The 17,728-nt window shown below is 37.5% G+C and carries 20 protein-coding genes; 5 read left to right on the top strand and 15 right to left on the bottom strand.

All coding sequences use genetic code 11. The features are described 5' to 3' along the window. Window positions 1–131 precede the first annotated feature (131 nt). Complete coding sequence (locus B9T33_RS13435) at window positions 132–335, bottom strand: hypothetical protein (protein WP_086179410.1); 204 nt, start codon at window positions 333–335, stop codon at window positions 132–134. A gap of 306 nt (window positions 336–641) precedes the next feature. Here B9T33_RS13435 and B9T33_RS13440 point away from each other — a divergent pair, with 306 nt between their 5' ends. From B9T33_RS13440 to B9T33_RS13450, 3 genes are all read left to right on the top strand, one after another. Further along, the gene (locus tag B9T33_RS13440; RefSeq protein WP_086179411.1) at window positions 642–2,726 is read left to right on the top strand and encodes an endonuclease NucS domain-containing protein; all 2,085 of its coding nucleotides are present in this window, start codon (window positions 642–644) and stop codon (window positions 2,724–2,726) included. A gap of 304 nt (window positions 2,727–3,030) precedes the next feature. Next, window positions 3,031–3,639, top strand: a complete 609-nt coding sequence (locus tag B9T33_RS13445; RefSeq protein ID WP_086179412.1) for a DUF805 domain-containing protein — start codon at window positions 3,031–3,033, stop codon at window positions 3,637–3,639. A 64-nt stretch (window positions 3,640–3,703) separates the two neighbouring features. Continuing rightward, entirely contained in the window at window positions 3,704–4,303 is a 600-nt protein-coding gene (locus B9T33_RS13450) for a DUF805 domain-containing protein (RefSeq protein ID WP_086179413.1), read from the top strand. 40 nt (window positions 4,304–4,343) lie between these two features. On the opposite strand, the gene B9T33_RS13455 is transcribed toward B9T33_RS13450, so the two are convergent. Together B9T33_RS13455 and B9T33_RS13460 are read right to left on the bottom strand one after the other, a co-directional pair. Further along, window positions 4,344–4,757, bottom strand: coding sequence for a TM2 domain-containing protein (locus B9T33_RS13455; protein WP_213033202.1), 414 nt, complete (start codon window positions 4,755–4,757; stop codon window positions 4,344–4,346). A gap of 91 nt (window positions 4,758–4,848) precedes the next feature. Continuing rightward, window positions 4,849–6,018 carry a low temperature requirement protein A gene (locus tag B9T33_RS13460; RefSeq protein ID WP_086179414.1) on the bottom strand — a complete coding sequence of 390 codons (1,170 nt, stop codon included), beginning with the start codon at window positions 6,016–6,018 and terminating at the stop codon, window positions 4,849–4,851. Between the two features lie 212 nt (window positions 6,019–6,230). Between B9T33_RS13460 and B9T33_RS13465 the strand changes: the two genes are divergently transcribed. Next, complete coding sequence (locus tag B9T33_RS13465) at window positions 6,231–6,698, top strand: hypothetical protein (RefSeq protein WP_086179415.1); 468 nt, start codon at window positions 6,231–6,233, stop codon at window positions 6,696–6,698. Window positions 6,699–6,732: 34 nt separating this feature from the next. On the opposite strand, the gene B9T33_RS13470 is transcribed toward B9T33_RS13465, so the two are convergent. After that, the gene (locus B9T33_RS13470; RefSeq protein ID WP_086179416.1) at window positions 6,733–7,386 is read right to left on the bottom strand and encodes an HAD-IA family hydrolase; all 654 of its coding nucleotides are present in this window, start codon (window positions 7,384–7,386) and stop codon (window positions 6,733–6,735) included. Window positions 7,387–7,484: 98 nt separating this feature from the next. Between B9T33_RS13470 and B9T33_RS13475 the strand changes: the two genes are divergently transcribed. Next, window positions 7,485–8,252, top strand: coding sequence for a hydroxymethylpyrimidine/phosphomethylpyrimidine kinase (locus tag B9T33_RS13475; RefSeq protein ID WP_086179417.1), 768 nt, complete (start codon window positions 7,485–7,487; stop codon window positions 8,250–8,252). A gap of 66 nt (window positions 8,253–8,318) precedes the next feature. On the opposite strand, the gene B9T33_RS13480 is transcribed toward B9T33_RS13475, so the two are convergent. The 11 genes from B9T33_RS13480 to B9T33_RS13530 form a co-directional block, all read right to left on the bottom strand. Then, the gene (locus tag B9T33_RS13480; protein WP_086179418.1) at window positions 8,319–9,371 is read right to left on the bottom strand and encodes a DUF1176 domain-containing protein; all 1,053 of its coding nucleotides are present in this window, start codon (window positions 9,369–9,371) and stop codon (window positions 8,319–8,321) included. An 85-nt stretch (window positions 9,372–9,456) separates the two neighbouring features. Then, window positions 9,457–11,892: an AI-2E family transporter gene (locus B9T33_RS13485; RefSeq protein ID WP_086179419.1), complete on the bottom strand. Its 2,436-nt coding sequence runs from the start codon at window positions 11,890–11,892 to the stop codon at window positions 9,457–9,459. Between the two features lie 135 nt (window positions 11,893–12,027). Then, window positions 12,028–12,480 carry a YybH family protein gene (locus B9T33_RS13490; RefSeq protein WP_228145833.1) on the bottom strand — a complete coding sequence of 151 codons (453 nt, stop codon included), beginning with the start codon at window positions 12,478–12,480 and terminating at the stop codon, window positions 12,028–12,030. Window positions 12,481–12,525: 45 nt separating this feature from the next. After that, entirely contained in the window at window positions 12,526–13,182 is a 657-nt protein-coding gene (locus B9T33_RS13495; RefSeq protein WP_086179420.1) for a DUF2939 domain-containing protein, read from the bottom strand. 207 nt (window positions 13,183–13,389) lie between these two features. Next, entirely contained in the window at window positions 13,390–13,725 is a 336-nt protein-coding gene (locus B9T33_RS13500) for a YegP family protein (RefSeq protein ID WP_086179421.1), read from the bottom strand. Window positions 13,726–14,005: 280 nt separating this feature from the next. Then, the gene (locus tag B9T33_RS13505; RefSeq protein WP_086179422.1) at window positions 14,006–14,371 is read right to left on the bottom strand and encodes a 5-carboxymethyl-2-hydroxymuconate Delta-isomerase; all 366 of its coding nucleotides are present in this window, start codon (window positions 14,369–14,371) and stop codon (window positions 14,006–14,008) included. A 162-nt stretch (window positions 14,372–14,533) separates the two neighbouring features. Next, complete coding sequence (locus B9T33_RS13510; RefSeq protein WP_086179423.1) at window positions 14,534–14,875, bottom strand: zinc ribbon domain-containing protein YjdM; 342 nt, start codon at window positions 14,873–14,875, stop codon at window positions 14,534–14,536. A 145-nt stretch (window positions 14,876–15,020) separates the two neighbouring features. After that, the gene (locus tag B9T33_RS13515; RefSeq protein WP_086179424.1) at window positions 15,021–15,413 is read right to left on the bottom strand and encodes a DUF488 domain-containing protein; all 393 of its coding nucleotides are present in this window, start codon (window positions 15,411–15,413) and stop codon (window positions 15,021–15,023) included. 40 nt (window positions 15,414–15,453) lie between these two features. Then, complete coding sequence (locus B9T33_RS13520; RefSeq protein ID WP_086179425.1) at window positions 15,454–15,900, bottom strand: SRPBCC family protein; 447 nt, start codon at window positions 15,898–15,900, stop codon at window positions 15,454–15,456. A gap of 353 nt (window positions 15,901–16,253) precedes the next feature. Beyond that, window positions 16,254–16,637 carry a ribonuclease E inhibitor RraB gene (locus B9T33_RS13525; protein ID WP_086179426.1) on the bottom strand — a complete coding sequence of 128 codons (384 nt, stop codon included), beginning with the start codon at window positions 16,635–16,637 and terminating at the stop codon, window positions 16,254–16,256. A gap of 141 nt (window positions 16,638–16,778) precedes the next feature. Then, window positions 16,779–17,714, bottom strand: a complete 936-nt coding sequence (locus tag B9T33_RS13530) for a hypothetical protein (RefSeq protein ID WP_086179427.1) — start codon at window positions 17,712–17,714, stop codon at window positions 16,779–16,781. Between the last annotated feature and the right edge of the window lie 14 nt (window positions 17,715–17,728).

Consider the following 17,728-nt stretch of genomic DNA (forward strand, 5'->3'; position numbering starts at 1 on the left):
AAAAAAAACCGCCATTATTGGCGGTTTTTTATTAAACATTACATGCAGTTTCATGGAGTAAAACTGACACATATTGAAAGTATCAATAATATATAATATGCGAAGGTTACTTAAACTAAATTTTTTTAGATTTAAGTCTTCTTAACAACTTCAGAACTAAAGAAACCTCTTTGCATTCCTTTATTAGCTAAATCCTTACAATGCGTATCAATTTTCCATTTAGGTAAATTTTCAACTTGTAATTTAACTTGACTATCAATAAAAAAGAAATCCATAGATTTCCTTAACTTATTGGCTCTCGGAGGTGCTGTTTTTTCCCAATGATTTAAAGCCATATTATAAAATATAAAGAAATTTTCTTTTTCTTAAAATTTTTTAATAAATTAAATATCCAAGGTGCTGCATATCCTGTATTCAATATGAAATACTTGAAATAACTAATTCATTGATTATTGTAGGTGAAGCGGGAATGGGAAAATCTAGTCTTTTAGAATGGCTAGGAAACTTAGAAAATTATACTATTTGCACGGCAAATCAATTACTAAACCAAGTTAATCCTCACTTCCTCTTGAGAGCAAGAGCATATAAGCTATTGATGCCGAAAACATTTTTAAATAGCCACTGATATAGTAGAACTATCAATGAAAGAATCAGAAATTAGAGATATTTTAGCAGTTAATCTTCATGTAATAGAAGACGGTTTAATATTACAAGAAAAAGAACAATACATTCCAAATGATCTTGGAACTAAAGGTTTTATTGATATTTATGCCCAAGACACAAAGGGAAATCATGTACTTATAGAATTGAAGAGAAGTAAGCCTGCTACGAGAGAAACTTTACACGAAATATTAAAGTATGTGGAAGGGGTTAAATTACATTTTGGTGCCAGAGAAGATGAAGTTAGAGTAATAATTGCTTCAACCGAGTGGTCTGAGCTAATAGTACCCTACTCTAGATTTCTGAGCATGGCTAATATATCAATCACAGGAATGAAGTTAAATATTGATGATACATCAAATTCTATTACTGCTGAGAAAGTAGTACCTTTAAAAATTAATGAAGGAAGATTTATAGCCCCATGGTACGAAATATTTTGGTATAAAAACTTTGACAATCTTTCCAAAGGCATTAAAACCATTAAAGAAAGCTATATAGAAAAGAAAATCAATGACTATATTATAGCTATTTTTGAACTTAAAAATTCAATACCATCAATACCTCATGAAAAACGTAAGAGTGCATTAGAAGCAATTTTTGGTCCAAGTAAAAATTCAAAATTAGAATTATATTCATATGTTATATTTTGTGCATCACAAATAAGAACAGTACAACAATATACAGACTTATTAGAAAGTTGTAATGATATATATGAAGAAACTATATCTATAATTGAAGATATAGATGAAGTAGAAAAACTATGTATTTTGCATGAGGCAGTCTCAGGTCTTGAACCGCTTCCATACAGTGATGATGGTGAAATTGGTTATCCAGCTAAATTTCATGATTATTTCAACAACGAAAATTTCATATTAACTGAAATAATTAAATTTGGTGCTTTTGAAAGAAACAAACTCCTTACAAAAGATATTTTAATAGAAGAGTTAAAAGGATTTAATGGCTCTCTTTCAGGCAGTGGACATATCAAAAAAAACATATCTTTATCAGATATTTCTCACATTACAGCACTTAAGAAAGAAATAGAAATTTTACTCAAAGACAACAATATATGGTGCGAAAGAATAATAAGAAATATCGACAACTTACAACATGAATTCCCAAATAGCTCTTTAGATTTTCATTTATTCAATCCATCCACAGGTATATTTACCATTTACAATACCCTATCAAAAGGCTCCAATTTTGAGTACATGCCAAATTATTTTATGAAAGCTTCCTCGGACAATAAAAAAAGAATTTATTTTGGCGCATTGGATATATTCAGACCACCATTAAAATTCAATGATATTATTAATAAATACTATCCATATGGTATTAGCGAATTAGTTAGCTCAACCACTTGGGGAGGATACGACAATAGAGATGTTGATATTTTAGAAAACTTAGGATTGATTTATAAAAATTACAGGTGTGATATTGAATCAGAAAAAACTATTTTTTTTGTTATGAATGATGGCAGATGGCGAAATTGCGAGCCACCTAACCTATTAAATAATTTTCAGAATTACCTAAATTCAAGTACTAAATTAATTAATGAAATTATGGCGGAAATAGGCATTAGAGATAATGGCTCCTTCTTTGAACACTGTTTGCCTGACGTCTTAGTCATAAAAATTTCACGTGAAGAAGTTGAAACTAATGATTTAACTAGAGTTTTATCCAAATTAGAATATCTGATAATGAGCGACAATCTTGCACTTAAAATGCGTAGAAAAATTGAGTTTTCGTTTGATGGCTACAATCACGATATCAGGGAATTATATGAAATAGAAGAGGTAAGAAATTATGTAATCAATTTATCAGAAGCTTTCCCATATTTATTTTTCTTTACAAAACTAGATGGTAATTATGGAACTCTTAAAGTTTTCGCAAACTGCTATATTAAGAGTGATAAAAAAATTGTGTTAGACAATTACTCACCTCTTGAAATATTTATGACACAACAGTTCGAAGGCTTAAATGAACTAACTGATAGACTTTCCCTTTCGGAAGAAGAAAACAAAATTATTTCGGAAGAAACAATTGAATATCTTTTTTCTGACTAATAGACTACTCTTCAATAATGACTTGAAAATATGTTTTCGGAAATTGACAGAGGTTGTGTCGTTACTTCTTGTCATCATGTGTCGCAATACTTCCTAAGTTATTGAATTTAAATTCTCACAATGACAAACAATGTGTCGCATGACGTCAGCATAAAAAAAGCGGAACTAAAGTGTTCCGCTTTTTTTATGAAGAAATTTATTTGCCCAAGCATATCTATGCATTTAATTTAATTCGTATTCTGCTAATATAAAACAGTATAAAAATACATCAATTAATAAAAATCACATAATAATAGAGGACATAATGAAAGGTCAGATATTAGATTATTCAGTACAAACCAATTCAGGCATCATAAGTGCTGATGATCAAAATCGCTATGAATTTACAGGTGCCGAATGGCGTGGCCAAAATTCACCTAAACGTGGCGATCATGTAGATTTCGATATCAGTCCAGAAGGTCAAGTCATTCAAGTATTCAATGCTCTTGGCAGCAGCAATCCTATTCAACAAATTTCACAGCAACTCGATAAAATTTCAAATCAAGATCAATCAGAATCACAATTCAACATGATTGACTGGTTTGTAAAATGTCTAAAAAATTATGCAAACTTTACTGGACGTGCACGTCGTAAAGAATATTGGTTTTTTGTATTGGTCTATATTATCGCAATCATTATTACACTTATAGTCGATTCGGTACTTGGAACCAATGGCATATTTACGGTTATATTCATCTTAGCAATGGTTATTCCATCAATTTCTGTGGCAGTACGTCGTTTGCATGATATTAATAAATCTGGTTGGTATTGGTTAATGCAAATGATTCCACTCGTTGGACCAATTCTGGTTCTAATTTGGCTTGCAACGGAAACCAAACCTGAAGTAAACCAATGGGGACAACCTGCAAAATAACCCATAGATAAGGCTAGATGATTGGTTCACTAGATTATTAAAAATAAGTCAACTTGGGAAAAATATGAAAGGACAAATTTTAGATTTTTCGATCCAAACCAATACGGGTGTGATCAGTGCTGAAGATGGAAAACATTATCAATTTGCTGGTCACGAATGGCGTGGCCAAAGACCGCCTGCACGTGGGGATCAGGTTGATTTTGCTTTGGATGAAAGTGGACAAGCGATTCAAGTCTATATTGCATTACACCAACACAGTTTTGCTACGAATACGCGAACTAACTACAGTGAAGAAGAGGAAAACTATGATTTTTTCGCGTGGTCATTCAAACCACTGAAGAAATTTGCTGAATTTGAAGGTCGCGCTCGACGTAAAGAATTTTGGTTCTTTTGGCTATTTTGTATATTGGTCAGCATACTTGCCTCTGTTTGCGATTTAGTCATAGGCAGTGAACCTTGGTTAGAAAATATTTCCAGTGTGGTCTTACTTATTCCAAGTTTAGCTGTTGGTGCACGTCGACTACACGACACTGGACGTTCAGGCTGGTGGCAGCTATTAATGCTCACAATCATTGGAATTATTCCACTGATTATATGGTGGGCGACAGATACTAAAGCCGAGACAAATCAATGGGGCCAACCCGCTCGCGATCTGCAACAATAAAATAAGGCGCACTATGCGCCTTATCTTTTGTCAAAAGTTATTAGCCATATTTACGCGCAAAGTCTTCATCTGACGTACATAAATATATAATAAATTCAATAAATGCCACGATCGATGGGATAAAGGTCCAACAGAAGAGTAAATAGACAATCCCCCACCCAATACGGCCTAAGTAAAACTTATGGATACCGAAACCACCCAGAAAAAATGCCAAAATTGCGGCAACAATACGACTCTTTTGACCATATTGAGTACCCAAAGCATTCGGCACTGAAATTAAGTAAATATTGGTTGCATGACCAACGCCCTTAATTTCAAAATCAATAAATTGACCACGTGCAGGTGAAGATTGCCCCATCCAATCACGTCCAGAAAATTGGTAACGATTTTGATCATCGCCACTAATGACACCTGTATTGGTCTGCACAGAAAAATCTAAAATTTGACCTTTCATTACACCCTCTTTTTCAATAATTTTTATACTTGTTAATATCGTATAACACACAACTTATATAACGATTTATTTGATAAATCAAATAATTAACTTATTGCGATAAGTAACACTTCGAAAACATCAAACGCAGTGCATAGACCACAGCCATCGCAAAAATGGCATAACCTGCTGGCGTGATCAGCAATGGAATGCACAGTACAATCACCACAGTCAGTGGATACAATAATTTTTTCAATCCATGCTGATGATGCAGTTCATGCAAGACGTATAAACTGGTGGTGTAAATGATCAAGCTAATTGCGACAAAATAACTTTCTTTCTCTGAGCTGATTAAAGCTTCATGTGACACAACATCAACGGCAGCCGCCAGACCTGCGCCAATGGCAGCAATACTGATAAAAACAAAGAAATGCCCATAGCCCCATGTAAATGCCATTTTTCGGCTATTCAAGCGCTCCGCAATACTGGTATCAAAATACGACCACCACATGGTGAACATCATGATTAATCCACCAATCATAAGAAACAGCAGTTCAGTGCTAAATCGTTGATTGCTCAGTGCATCACTAATTGCAATTGAACAACCAACGATGGATTCACCCAATACAATGATAGTTAACAATGAATAACGCTCAGCAATATGATGTGCATGCCATGGGGTTCGGTTGGCCGCCTCAGCAAAAATTGGCACACATAGCTCTGCAATTGCCAAAAGCACAAACAAATACACACTAAAATGTATCGGTGTAAAGTGAAAAAGCAACCAGCCACATTGCACGATAATAATGCCAAAAGCATAACGAAGAGCAGTTTTACGTCGAGCAAGATCATTTTTCGCCACCCGAAACCACTGGGTGACTAAACCTAGCCGCATAATGGCATAACCAATGATAATCACATCAAAATCTTGCTGTTGAAATGCATATGGAATACCGGCAGCAATCACTAAGGAACCGATAATCTGCACAAAGGTCAAAATCCGATATAAGGCATCATCATTGTCATAAGCCGAAGCAAACCAGCTAAAATTCATCCATGCCCACCATAAGGCAAAGAACACCATGCCATAGAGCGTCAAACCTTGTGCAACATGATTGTGAATCATTGCGTGATGCAATTGTTGCCCTGCTGTGGCAATCGCCACCACAAAGATCAGGTCAAAGAGTAGTTCTAACGAGGTGGCAACACGGTGCTTTTCATGCGGGTCCCGTGGTAACAACGGTTTAAGCCATTCACGTGGAATAAGAAAAGAATTAGGCATGAACAATCAGCTGTATTATTTTATTTCTTTAATTTTTTCAAATCTAAAATATGAAGACAAGCCACCTTACAAAAATTTATTGAGATACTCTTTTCTATATCAGGGACAATCTTGTGACTTCATTTACTTAAGATTTCGATGAACGTACTTTTTTTAATAAAAAATCAGTGACATACTTAGGCAGACTAAAAAAATAATTAAATCTGTTGGCTATGTTAAAAGAAAATTTAGCGTCATTTCCTGACGCCATTTGGGTACAAATCAGCGATCATCGTATGCAAGTCCTCAACCGAGAACATGATGTAGTTGCGCAAGAAGACTGCCCTGTTTCATTTATGGACTTGGGAAGTTTTGCTCGTGACTTTAATATTGCCGAACGCTGTTTCAATCAACTGATGCAAGGCATAGATTGCAAATGGTACGAGTTTGGGCAGCCAATGGTTTTCATTCAATTGATTAACCGTTCAGATCAACAAGTGACCGCGCTCGAACTACAAGCCATCAAAGAAATGGCTTTAGGCAACAACGCTCATTTGGTCAATGTCTATGACAAAGATGGCGAAGCACTCGAACCTGATACGCTCAAGAATGATCATTCTCGCTTTCTCAAATTATTGTGCCTCACTCTTGTCTTTGTGGTGGCTGTCGTTTTACTCAGTCATGGACTCGAGCCGTCATAGCATGGCGGAAGAGGATTAAAGCTCAATTCGCTTATTAAATATTTTCAAGACACGCAATTAACTCTGAAAATGCTGCAATTTGGTATGCAGGTTCAGCATTTTTTAACTCTTCGGGACTGCCATAACCATAACTCACGCCAATGCCTTGAATGCCATTACGGCGTGCACCTAAAATGTCATACTCACGGTCACCAACCATGATGCATTCAGCTGCGATCAACTGTTCTTGCTGCAAAATATATTCAATTAAGTCGCCCTTATTGGTCCGCTCACCATTCAGCTCGCTACCATAAATGACCGTAAAATATTGTGCTAAATCAAAATGATCTAAAATTTGACGTGCATAGACCGTTGGCTTCGCCGTTGCGACAAAGAGTTTAAAACCCATTTTTTGTAATTGCGCCAAAGTTTCCGCAACGCCCGCATAGACCTTATTTTCAAATAAACCCGTCACCGCAAAACGCTCACGGTAACCCATTAGCGCTTTTTCCGCCAAAACATCATGCACATCTACATTTAAGATTTTTGCCAAAGATGCTTTTAATGGCGGACCAATGATCCAATCAATATTGGTATCTTCTGAAATTGGATGCCCAATTTTCTCCAGGCCATAACGTGCTGAGGTGGTAATCCCTACTTTCGGGTCTGTTAATGTGCCATCAAGGTCGATCAATATATTCTTAATCACAGACTATCCCATATCCCTTCAATTCAGCAAAAATACTATCGAGTGTTCGTTCAAAGTTGCCTATACTATCGCAAATTTTGTGTAATAAGGACATCACCGTGCGCCCGACTGTACTTTGCTTTTCTGGTCTCGATCCATCAGGTGGTGCAGGTCTACAGGCTGATATTGAAGCTATCGGCCAAAGTGGTGCACATGCCGCAATTGCCTGTACCGCATTAACTGTACAAAACTCTCAGCAAGTCTTTTCATTTAGCGCAACTTCACGTGAATTATTGCTTGCTCAAGCACATGCTGTGGTCGGTGATTTACCGATTCGCTGTGTAAAATCGGGTATGTTAGGCACGACAGAAAATATTGCCGCATTGGCCGAATTTTTATTAGAGCATCCTGAATATCGCTATGTGCTTGACCCTGTTTTAGTTGCCAATAGTGGCGGCTCACTTGGAGATCAAGCAACCTTAGTCAAATCCTTTATGCAATTGATTCCACTCGCAACCGTGCTAACACCAAATACTGTTGAACTTCGTGCGCTTACAGGTGTCGAAGACATTACTCAAGCCACATCCAAGTTATTTGAAATGGGTGCTCAAGCAGTTTTAGTCAAAGGTGGTCATGAAGATACCCCAGACTACATTCAGAACTCACTCTATATCAATGGTGAGCTGGTTTCACAAACACGCTGCCCGCGTCTGGAAGGTGAATATCATGGTTCAGGCTGTTCATTGGCAAGCTTTATTGCAGGTCGTTTAGCCTTAGGTGACGAATTAAAAGTCGCTGTGCAACATGCTGAAGCATGGTTATTTGGGGTTTTGCAAATTGCTGAATCACCCGTTGCAGGTGGCCAAAAAATCCCGAAACGATTTTAATGTGACATAAATACTTTCCCTAAAAAGCCCTGTTCATCAGGGCTTTTTATTAGAACAAAGTTTTATTCAAGAGCCGATTTGTACTCGACTGATCAAACTTGGAATATCCCATGCACCACCACTAAAACCTTTACACATGGTGGTTTGCGCTTTATAGGTTTTGATAAATCGTTGCCCGTTCCAAGCCCATTCCTCAACGCTTAAACAATCCCCTATACCACGACCTCGTTGATTTGAAAAAATCTGTCCTTCACTAAAACTGTTATCTATAAATGTAACGCTTTGCTTAATCTGTTTTAGACCTCGATCCATAACCCAATAGCTATGTCCGACATTATAAGCACCACGCCAACACGGCACCTCAGCCAAAACATTTTGGCTATTTAGAGGAAAAATTATAAGACGATCATCTGTTAAAAAATTGCCGTCATAAAGCTGTGGGCAAAGCTCTGCGTTAGTTTGTTTTTTAATTTTTTCGAAAAGTTGTTGTGCGGCCTGCGACTGGACCGTATACCGACTTTGCATCCCAATAACATAGTTTCTAATATTAACTTTTGGAATGCTTTGCGGCTTTAAGACTTGTGCGGAAGATACTGTGGTTTTTCTCAGCAATGCAGAGTTTGTACCTATGCGTTTTTGAAAATCATCCATACGTAGCAATGCTGCCGTTGCACCTTGTACAGAAAGCTTCCATTCTTGATTTTTCCATGTCCAGATAATCGGCTGCGTGCCTTGTAAGGCTTGAACCAATTTCTGTGTTTGAATGGCACTCAACTGCCCTTCTGCTGTTTTGGCATCAATCTGGATACTGCCCTGATTTTGTCCTGCGATCAACAATTGTAGTTGTGTAAGTTCAGTTCCCACATGCTTATTATTAATTTTTACCCGCGCATTGACTTGAGCCTGTGGCCCCGCAGCACGTTGTAACAAAACAGAAATGGCTTGGTTTTCTTCATCTGCTTGATAGCCTGCAACACGACACGTTCCAGTATTGTCACAAGCAATCTCCCAATCCTTATGGGAAAAATAAGTTCCTTGAATCTGAGCATGACCCAATACACTATACAGGACAGCAGCAAGGCTGATTATAGACGGCCAGATGACATTGCTATTTTTCATGTCTATGGCTCTTAAAGATTATATTGTATCCATCATAGTTCCATGAAAGATCAAATACTAGTCACATGCATTTATTACAATACATTCATGACGATGAATCACTCAGTTGCTGAATTTCTTCTAACTTTCTGCGTCGAATATTTTCATCGCCAATGGTGTGCATCAAATCCTCAGCAAGTGCTTTTAAGAGGCTCATATCATTTTCGGTTAATTCTTTGGGCTGACGATCTAATATGCAAAAGCTACCTAAGGACATGCCTTTACTATTACGTAATACCACGCCTGCATAAAACCGAATACGGTTATGCATTAACTCGGGTAAATGGGCAAAGCGTGGGTCGCGCTGCAAGTCTTCTATGATGATATTTTCATTTTGATAGACCAAATGACTGCACACGGCATCTTGCTTAGATTGCCGCATGTGCATTGGCTCGGTAGCTGGATTACCCAGCGGACTACATGGAGTATAGACCCAATCTTGTTTAACCCAAGAAATCTGCGCATATTTCACATCAAATGCTTGTCGTGCTTCCTCAACATATTGTTCATAAATGGTTTGATTACGTTCATCTAGTACATTGAGCTCGTCCAAAGCTTTTAGCCGCTCTTCTTCTAACTCAGTATCAGGTTCCTCTAACCAAGATTCCCCCTGCCTTAAACGTAGTGCTTCAATACTTAAACATAAATCATTGAGATTATTTACCACCGCATCGAGAGAAAAATTTTCTTTGATGAGATCTAAACGTTGAATATCGTCACAACTCCACAAAGCAAAAATCAGTTTTTTTGCTGGGAATTGCGCACGAAAGCTATGACTGAGCAATCGAATCTGCGCTTCTGGCGCCGTATGAAAGATAGAAATACAGATGATTTCGATTGATTCTGCTAGCTGAGTAAAATCTTGGTGCTGATGTTGAATCAAGATGTCTTTGGAAGACTGCGCTGGAATACCTCCTAAATTCAGGCTATGTGCGACCATCGTTGAAACTTGGACGTCAATTTCCCAACGGGCACCCGCACACCATACTTCAGGTGAAATCTCTTTTGTATCTACGGGATAGGCTTGCTGAAAAGTATGATTAAATAGTTTTAGTCCTTGATGTAAGCGCAAGCGATGTTCTGCACTAGCATCGGTATTGTGTCCACGAGAAAAAATCCGAATTGCAGGTATTGCCACTTGCTCATAGAACACATTGACTCGGCGTACTTTCATTTCAGGTGTCGGCTTTTTCGGTAATTTTGCCGCAATAAAACTATTCGCTACATCCATTGCATCGTTTACATCATCCGCCACCAAGCGCTGATAAAAACGTTCATGTGGTTCAAGTGCAGGAGCACTGCCGATGAGGGTTTTAACAAAGCCCAGCGATGGTACATAATTGGATAATACCAATAAACAAGCGGTCAAAGGTGTAGATAAAATCAGTCCAATCGGTCCCCAAATAGATGCCCAAAATGTTGCAGAGAGAATAATTGCCAATGTTGATAAGCCCGTACTTTCCCCATAGAGCCACGGTTCGACAATGTTATTACTGATTAACTCCAGTAATAATATTAGCCCGACTGTCCACAGGACCATATGCCATGTTGGATCTACGGCAAAGGCCAATACAATGGGGAAGATAGCGGAAATCATGGGACCAACATAGGGAACAAAACGCATCACAATGGCGACCATGCCCCACATAATGGCGGCAGGAACCCCAATAAACCAAAGACCGAATGCCATTGGAATGCCATAGGTGACATTCACCGTTAATTGCATCCGCAAGTAAGTTCCAATGCGATTAGCAGCTTCATCTAAGGCCTCAGTCCCAATGTTCAGGTTTCCACCCAATAGTTTTAAAAAGCGATCATGCAAATCTTTGCGATTCACTAAAATTAAGATGACAAATAGAAAAACGATACCCGCTGTTGCCAGCGGATTAAGCACTTTATCACTCCACTCCATCGCAGCTTCAGCAGTGGTTTGCTCCTGACCAACGATTTTGACTTCTTGTACATTTGGGTCTTTCTTTTCAGGCACTACATTTTCAATCGAGTTTTCAACTGTATCTAAGGTGTTTTTTGCGCCATCCCACACGCTTGGTCCGCGCGCATATTGCCGCAAGGAATTCATCTTTTTCTGAATGGTGCCATGATATTGTGGTAATTCTTGGCTTAACTGACCCAATTGAAAACCTAAATAGGACGCTGCTCCAGATAAAATTGCCAGTACCAAAGCCACAACTAAAATAATCGAAGCTAATTGTGGCAGCCCCCATTTGCGTAGGCGCATCACCAAAGGATCAACTAAAAAGGCCAATAAAATCGCCAATGCCAATGGAATTAAAATATCTTTTCCAAGATATAAGGCTGCAATCAGGATGGTACAAATCACAAACCCAGCAGTCATTCGAATTAACTTTTGAAAATCTGCCGTTGGTGCTTCCGACTCAGTTTTTAACTTTTGTAAACTTGGTGAATTTTCATCTTGCAGTGCATTTGCATCCTGCTGCTCTTTATTATTTTTATGATCCATTGTTATTGTCCTTAGCCATGAATCGTTCTTTTAATTTAGGCTTCTGTCCCCGTGATGAATATATTTTTCATGTAATGATTTGCAAAAAAAACAGGGCTTTCAATGCCCTGTTATAAATTTTAGAATTTGCTCATTTTAAGATGAGAACGTAATTGGCTTACTGCGATGGGTCAATATATCAACTGGAACGGAAATATGCTGATGTATAATTTTCCATTTTGTATCTGATTTACGTAAACCAATGGTTGAACGACACCATGTAATGCCAGGCGTTGCCACACCATTTTCATTGTCAATTTTAGAGTAACAATGAACAAAAGCTTGTGTCGTATCGGCTTGGATCACCACATCACGACGAAATACTTTCAATCCATCTCTAAAATATTCTCGGTAGGCTTCCCACATTTTTTGATAGGCCATGAAACCGTACATTTCTCCGCTGGCATCGAAAAAACATACATCTGCCGCACAAAGTTCAGCAATATTTTGTATTTTTAACTGGCATACCACTTCATCCCAACGCGCTAAAAATTGCTTAATTTCTTGTCCAATGTGTTGATCACCTAAAATCTTAATTTTGTCTTGCATTCTTGCCACCATTCATGTGCATTTTATAATAACATTTTTCTTTGCTTAATCTGTAGCGAGCTGAATTGAAACAATTTTCCAGCTCACTCCATTTCGCTGCATGCTAAATGTGGTTTTATCTATGTCTACAGCGTTCTCCGTTTCTACAGGAATATGAATATCAAAACGATTCCACGCGCTATAGCCTGCGGAAGCACGTTTTAAAGTCTTTGGATTAGGTTTGGCTGACTGACCCAAGGTCGAATTTGCCTGAGCAGTTGGCTGATTTTGATCTGCACGATTTGAAATCTGGCTGATTGAACGTGCTAAATGATCTAAAGTTTTCAAATGCGGTTGATTTGAAATTTGAATTGAATCTTTTAAGGCTTTGCCTTGCATTAACAACATCAATGTTGTGGGATTGACGGTCGCGTCCACAACAGCATCACTCGCTAAAGCACTAAGTTTTCCTCCCCAAGATTGTAAAATATCAGGCATCTGACTTAAGCCAGAACGATCATCAATCAACTGCTGAATTTGGGGCTTGAGACTGGCCTTCACTGCTGGAAAATCAATATATTGAGAAATCTTCTCTGGCTGATTTTGTTCAAAAGCTTGCCGAATTTGATACAGCACCCAGTAAGGTGATGCAATAAAGCCACCTAAAAGAAATATACAGAGGGCAAACAGCCCGTATAACCAAATACGATTCTGTTTTTTCATGATTCACCACACATCCTAGTGCAATTATGGTACATCCTTGTACCGTGGAATAGTGTGATATTTACAATAAATTCAATGAGAATTTTTCATAGATATACAATATTCAAGAACCACTTTTAAACCTATGCAGAACAACTGATGGTTATAAGCTAATATTTTAAAAAACAGTTTTAAGCTTTAACTTATAAATCAGTCGAAACTTCAATATTAGTTTGTTAAATCTTTAATTTGGGTACTCGGCCCATTGGTTTTCACAGATTCAATACCTTTGTCACGTGATTGTTCAGAAGCATAAAATTGACTTGATCCAATGATTTGATGGTTTACTGCTTTCAAATTGAAATAGGGCTTACCATTTTTTGCAGTAAGTCGATCATAACGACTATCATCTGCACTATTTTTTTGTACCGACTCAATGCCATTGTGAGCAGAAGCTTTGGCTTTATAGAGTTCACTGGTCAAGATGATTTCACCGTTCCCTGCTTTAAGTACAAAACGGTATTGCTGATCACTTGATTGACTAATTTCATACCAACCAGACATACGTATCCCCTTATTAATAATTGTTTTAACGCTTATTTCATCAAGATTTATTGTTTATAAAATTGCACTTGATACTTCGAATATAAATGAACTCCATCACACTTTTCAATGCTTTTTTTTTACAGCATGTCTGTTTATTTATGAAACAATTTAAAGGCTTTTTTCATATTTAAAGCTACTCATTTTCAACCCATAAAAAAACCGGACAGCGCCGGTTGTATTGGGTTTTTGCAGCAATCATCAAGCTATCTAAACTGAGTCAGTCCAATGAGCTTATATTCTATGCTTTAGCACTAAGTACCAATTTCGAATAGGTTGCTTTATTCATTTCTAACATTTCAACGCAAAGCTGTAATTCATGCGTCGTTGAAACATGCTTTTTCAACACATCAAGTAAGCTTTCGGAAATTTGTTGTTGTACTTCGATGCTACGGCCAGTCAATAGTGACACCTTGGCATGGACATAAGCCAGATTTGATTGATCATCCAAGCCCACAACGTACTCATGTTGGACTACGGCACGACTTTTAATGTCATTGATTGCATTCACATGCCCTGTTGCAAATAAAGCATTGTTCAGCGCTTTTAATAAAGGACGGGCTTGAATGTCAAGATTGTCTGAATATTCCAAATGAATATGCGGCATGGTGAACACCATTGAAAAATTAGTGCTTTATTATGCCGTGATTCGACTGAAAGCTGAGTTTAAATTAAAGGCAGAGTGTGCTTTATTTGCAAAGCGTCCTAAACAACACGAAATGCTGTTTAGGCTAATCGGTGTTTCGCGATCTAAAAGATTAAATTTGGCTTAAACTTTTTTCACATATTCAGATTTTAATTTCATCGCGCCAATACCATCAATCTTGCAATCGATATCGTGACCATCTGCTGCATCCGTCAATAACCGAATATTTTTAACTTTGGTTCCCACTTTCACAACTGATGAAGAACCTTTAATTTTTAAATCTTTCACGACAGTCACAGTATCACCATCGGTCAATAGATTGCCGTTGGCATCCTTAATAACGGCCTGTTCTTCGCTTGTACTTTCACCCTCACGCCATTCATGTGAGCATTCTGGACAAATAAGTAAATCGCCATCGTTATAAGTATATTCTGAGTTACATTGGGGACAATTCGGTAAAGACATAAAAAACCTCAAAAAAAAAGATATAGCGTATCAATGCTATAAAGGTCTCAATATACCATTGTTCTTGATTTCATCGACTTAAAAACCCTATTTTAAATAAGGTTTTTTATCATTCACTTATTGCTCGTCTAAAACCCATTGTTCTTTATTCTTTGGGCGCACTCTCCTTTTGTTTCCTTTTATGTGCTTTCAATAAAACTGCTTTTAAAATGTGCGCGTGATTATTTTGCATATTTTTCGCTGCAGTCAACAAGGTTAAATCTCTATGCTGTGCCAACGCCTGTAATTGATGCAAACTTTCTTGTTGTGCATCGAGTTCTTGTGCATAGCGTTGTTGAAACTCTGGCCATCTAAGCTCCATTGCCTCATCTTGATGATACCAACGCCGCAATTCTGTCGAAGGCGTGAGTTCCTTCGGCCATAAGCTTATCTGCGCTTTTTCTTTACTCATACCGCGCGGCCATAAACGATCCACCAAAATACGTGCACCATCTGTCGGGGCAATATCGTCATATATGCGCTTAATCTCTATAGTCATGATTCATCGATCCTCATGAAAAATCAGACGATCTATCTCTTTATTCATCTGGAATAGCAGGATTAACTAAAAAAGATAAGAGTTGCAAAGATTCCTGCCAACCCAAATAACATGCATCGGCTGGAATTACACTCGGTAGACCTGCTTGAACAATCGTCACATCCGTCCCAACCGAGACTTCTTTTAGTTCAATTGTCACTTCAATTTCACCTGCCAATTCTGGCATATCAAACTGATCGGTATAACGCAGTAATTTGTTTTCAACCACTTCATGATAGTCACCATGAAATGAATGCTTCATACCTGTAGAAAAGTTTGTAAATGACATACGATAAGAACCACCTTTTCGCACATCCGAGTGTTCAACATGCGCTGTGAAGCCATGAGGTGGCATCCATTTAACTAAGGCATCATGATCAACAAATGCCCGAAATACCCGTTCAGGTGGTGCACTAAAAACGCGATGTAAGCGGACTGTATTACTCATTTTATGCCTTCCTTTTTTAATTGTTTGGGACTATCCCGTATAACATTGGATTGGATTGATTGAAATCAATTCGTCCAAACTGCAATGCACATAGAATCTCTTTTATGGTATTCAAATTTGCTGACAAATCCTATTTCAGCATGGTGACACCCTGTATATTTTTGTGAATCAAAAAATTTTTTTATTATCAATAATTTAAAAAATAAAGATTTTATTGTTATATGTGTCAAATTCATAGCGATAAAGGAGATTGGTATCTGTGATAGATCCCTAAATCAAAATATTTTAAAGATAAAAAACAATTCACCCAGTCGCTAACTGGGTGAATTGAATAGATACAAAAAATTTAAGATTTAGCTTAATTGACCTTCTTCATCTAAATCATCATCTTCATAGATATATGCCATGCAGCCCCAACCATCATATTGACCTGAGTGCTGTTCAGCTATTTTGGTAAACCATTGTTCGAGATCGACAATATCTTCGTAGTCAGGTTCCATATAGACATAAATGGTTATGATCCATTCCACACTGTCAGATTCTTCATCTTGAAAGAGCGAGATTTTTTGCTCTTCTTTTAACAGATATAAAGCACACTTTTCGGCAAGCTCTTCGGTAGAAAATGCAATCGAATATTCAATTTCGTGCGGCACGCTTAGATCATCGCCATCTTCTTGCATTTGCCACAGCACATTACCGTTATCATCGTCTGGAAATTGTTTAAAATCACGCGACATTTTACTTTCCTTATCGTTTATCAATTTTATTCTGTTGATCATAGATTAACGGATAATTGTTGCAATTTGCAGCACTAATCTGCATTTTCATCATAAAAAAAGACTGCAGCATGTGCAGTCTTTTTTGTTGTCTAATAGACTTTAAACAGATTCTCTTATGGCATTTTCAGTTTGCTTAAGTTGCAGCAAAATTGCCGCCATTTTTAGCTCTTCAACACGTAAATCACGATAACTTTCAAATAGTTGAGATTGACTAAAATGTATGCCATGCATATTAAGCAAGCTAAAGTCATCTTTTAATGCTTGAATCAATTCCCCTAAATTATTTAGATTCAATTGAGCCAAATACAAATCTGCGCGGCTATTAAAAACCAAACTAAACAATTGAATAGAGGCTAAACGACGATCTTCATCCACATAATTACAAGCAGCGCTGGCCTGCTGCTCCATCGCATCAATAATTTTGCAACGGACCGCCAATAAATTTTGTGCTGCGGCATGCTCATCAAAACCATCTATCAGCTGGCTAATTAAATTCGGCACAGGCAAAAAGAACTGATCTTTATTGCTCTGAATTTTATGCTGTAAGGCTTGTGAAATTTGTTCAAGTTCCTGCTGATCCATCACTTGGTTATACACACTTTTCAGATGCGCTCGTGTGCCAGCCTCCGCCTGTTGCTGTGCTTTTTTCTGTACCTGTTGTAAAAATTGGCGAACCTGCTCAATGTGTGACTTAATATCTTGCAGCATAATGTCGGCATTAATTTTCGTCACTTCAAGTAAGCCATTGGCTTGCAAAGTACGATGTTCAACATAATTTTCAATATCAACAATATCTTGATACTTCTTAACTTTATCAACCTGAATTTTTAACCCACTATTTTGGATACGGAGTTGGCTAATCTCAAAATTTAAATCATCATGTTGCGCTTCAGTTTCTGCCAGCTTAACCCGTGTATGGTCTAAGTTTTCTTGTAATGAACGAAAATGTTGATCTGTTTTAGACTTACGTTGCAACAGAATCATAATAATAATGACTAGCAGTACAATCAGGGAGATGAAAGCAATATTTAGCATTTGCCTATCCTAAA

The organism is Acinetobacter sp. ANC 5054 (genome assembly GCF_002135295.1).
In the GTDB taxonomy this organism is placed as follows: Bacteria; Pseudomonadota; Gammaproteobacteria; order Pseudomonadales; family Moraxellaceae; genus Acinetobacter.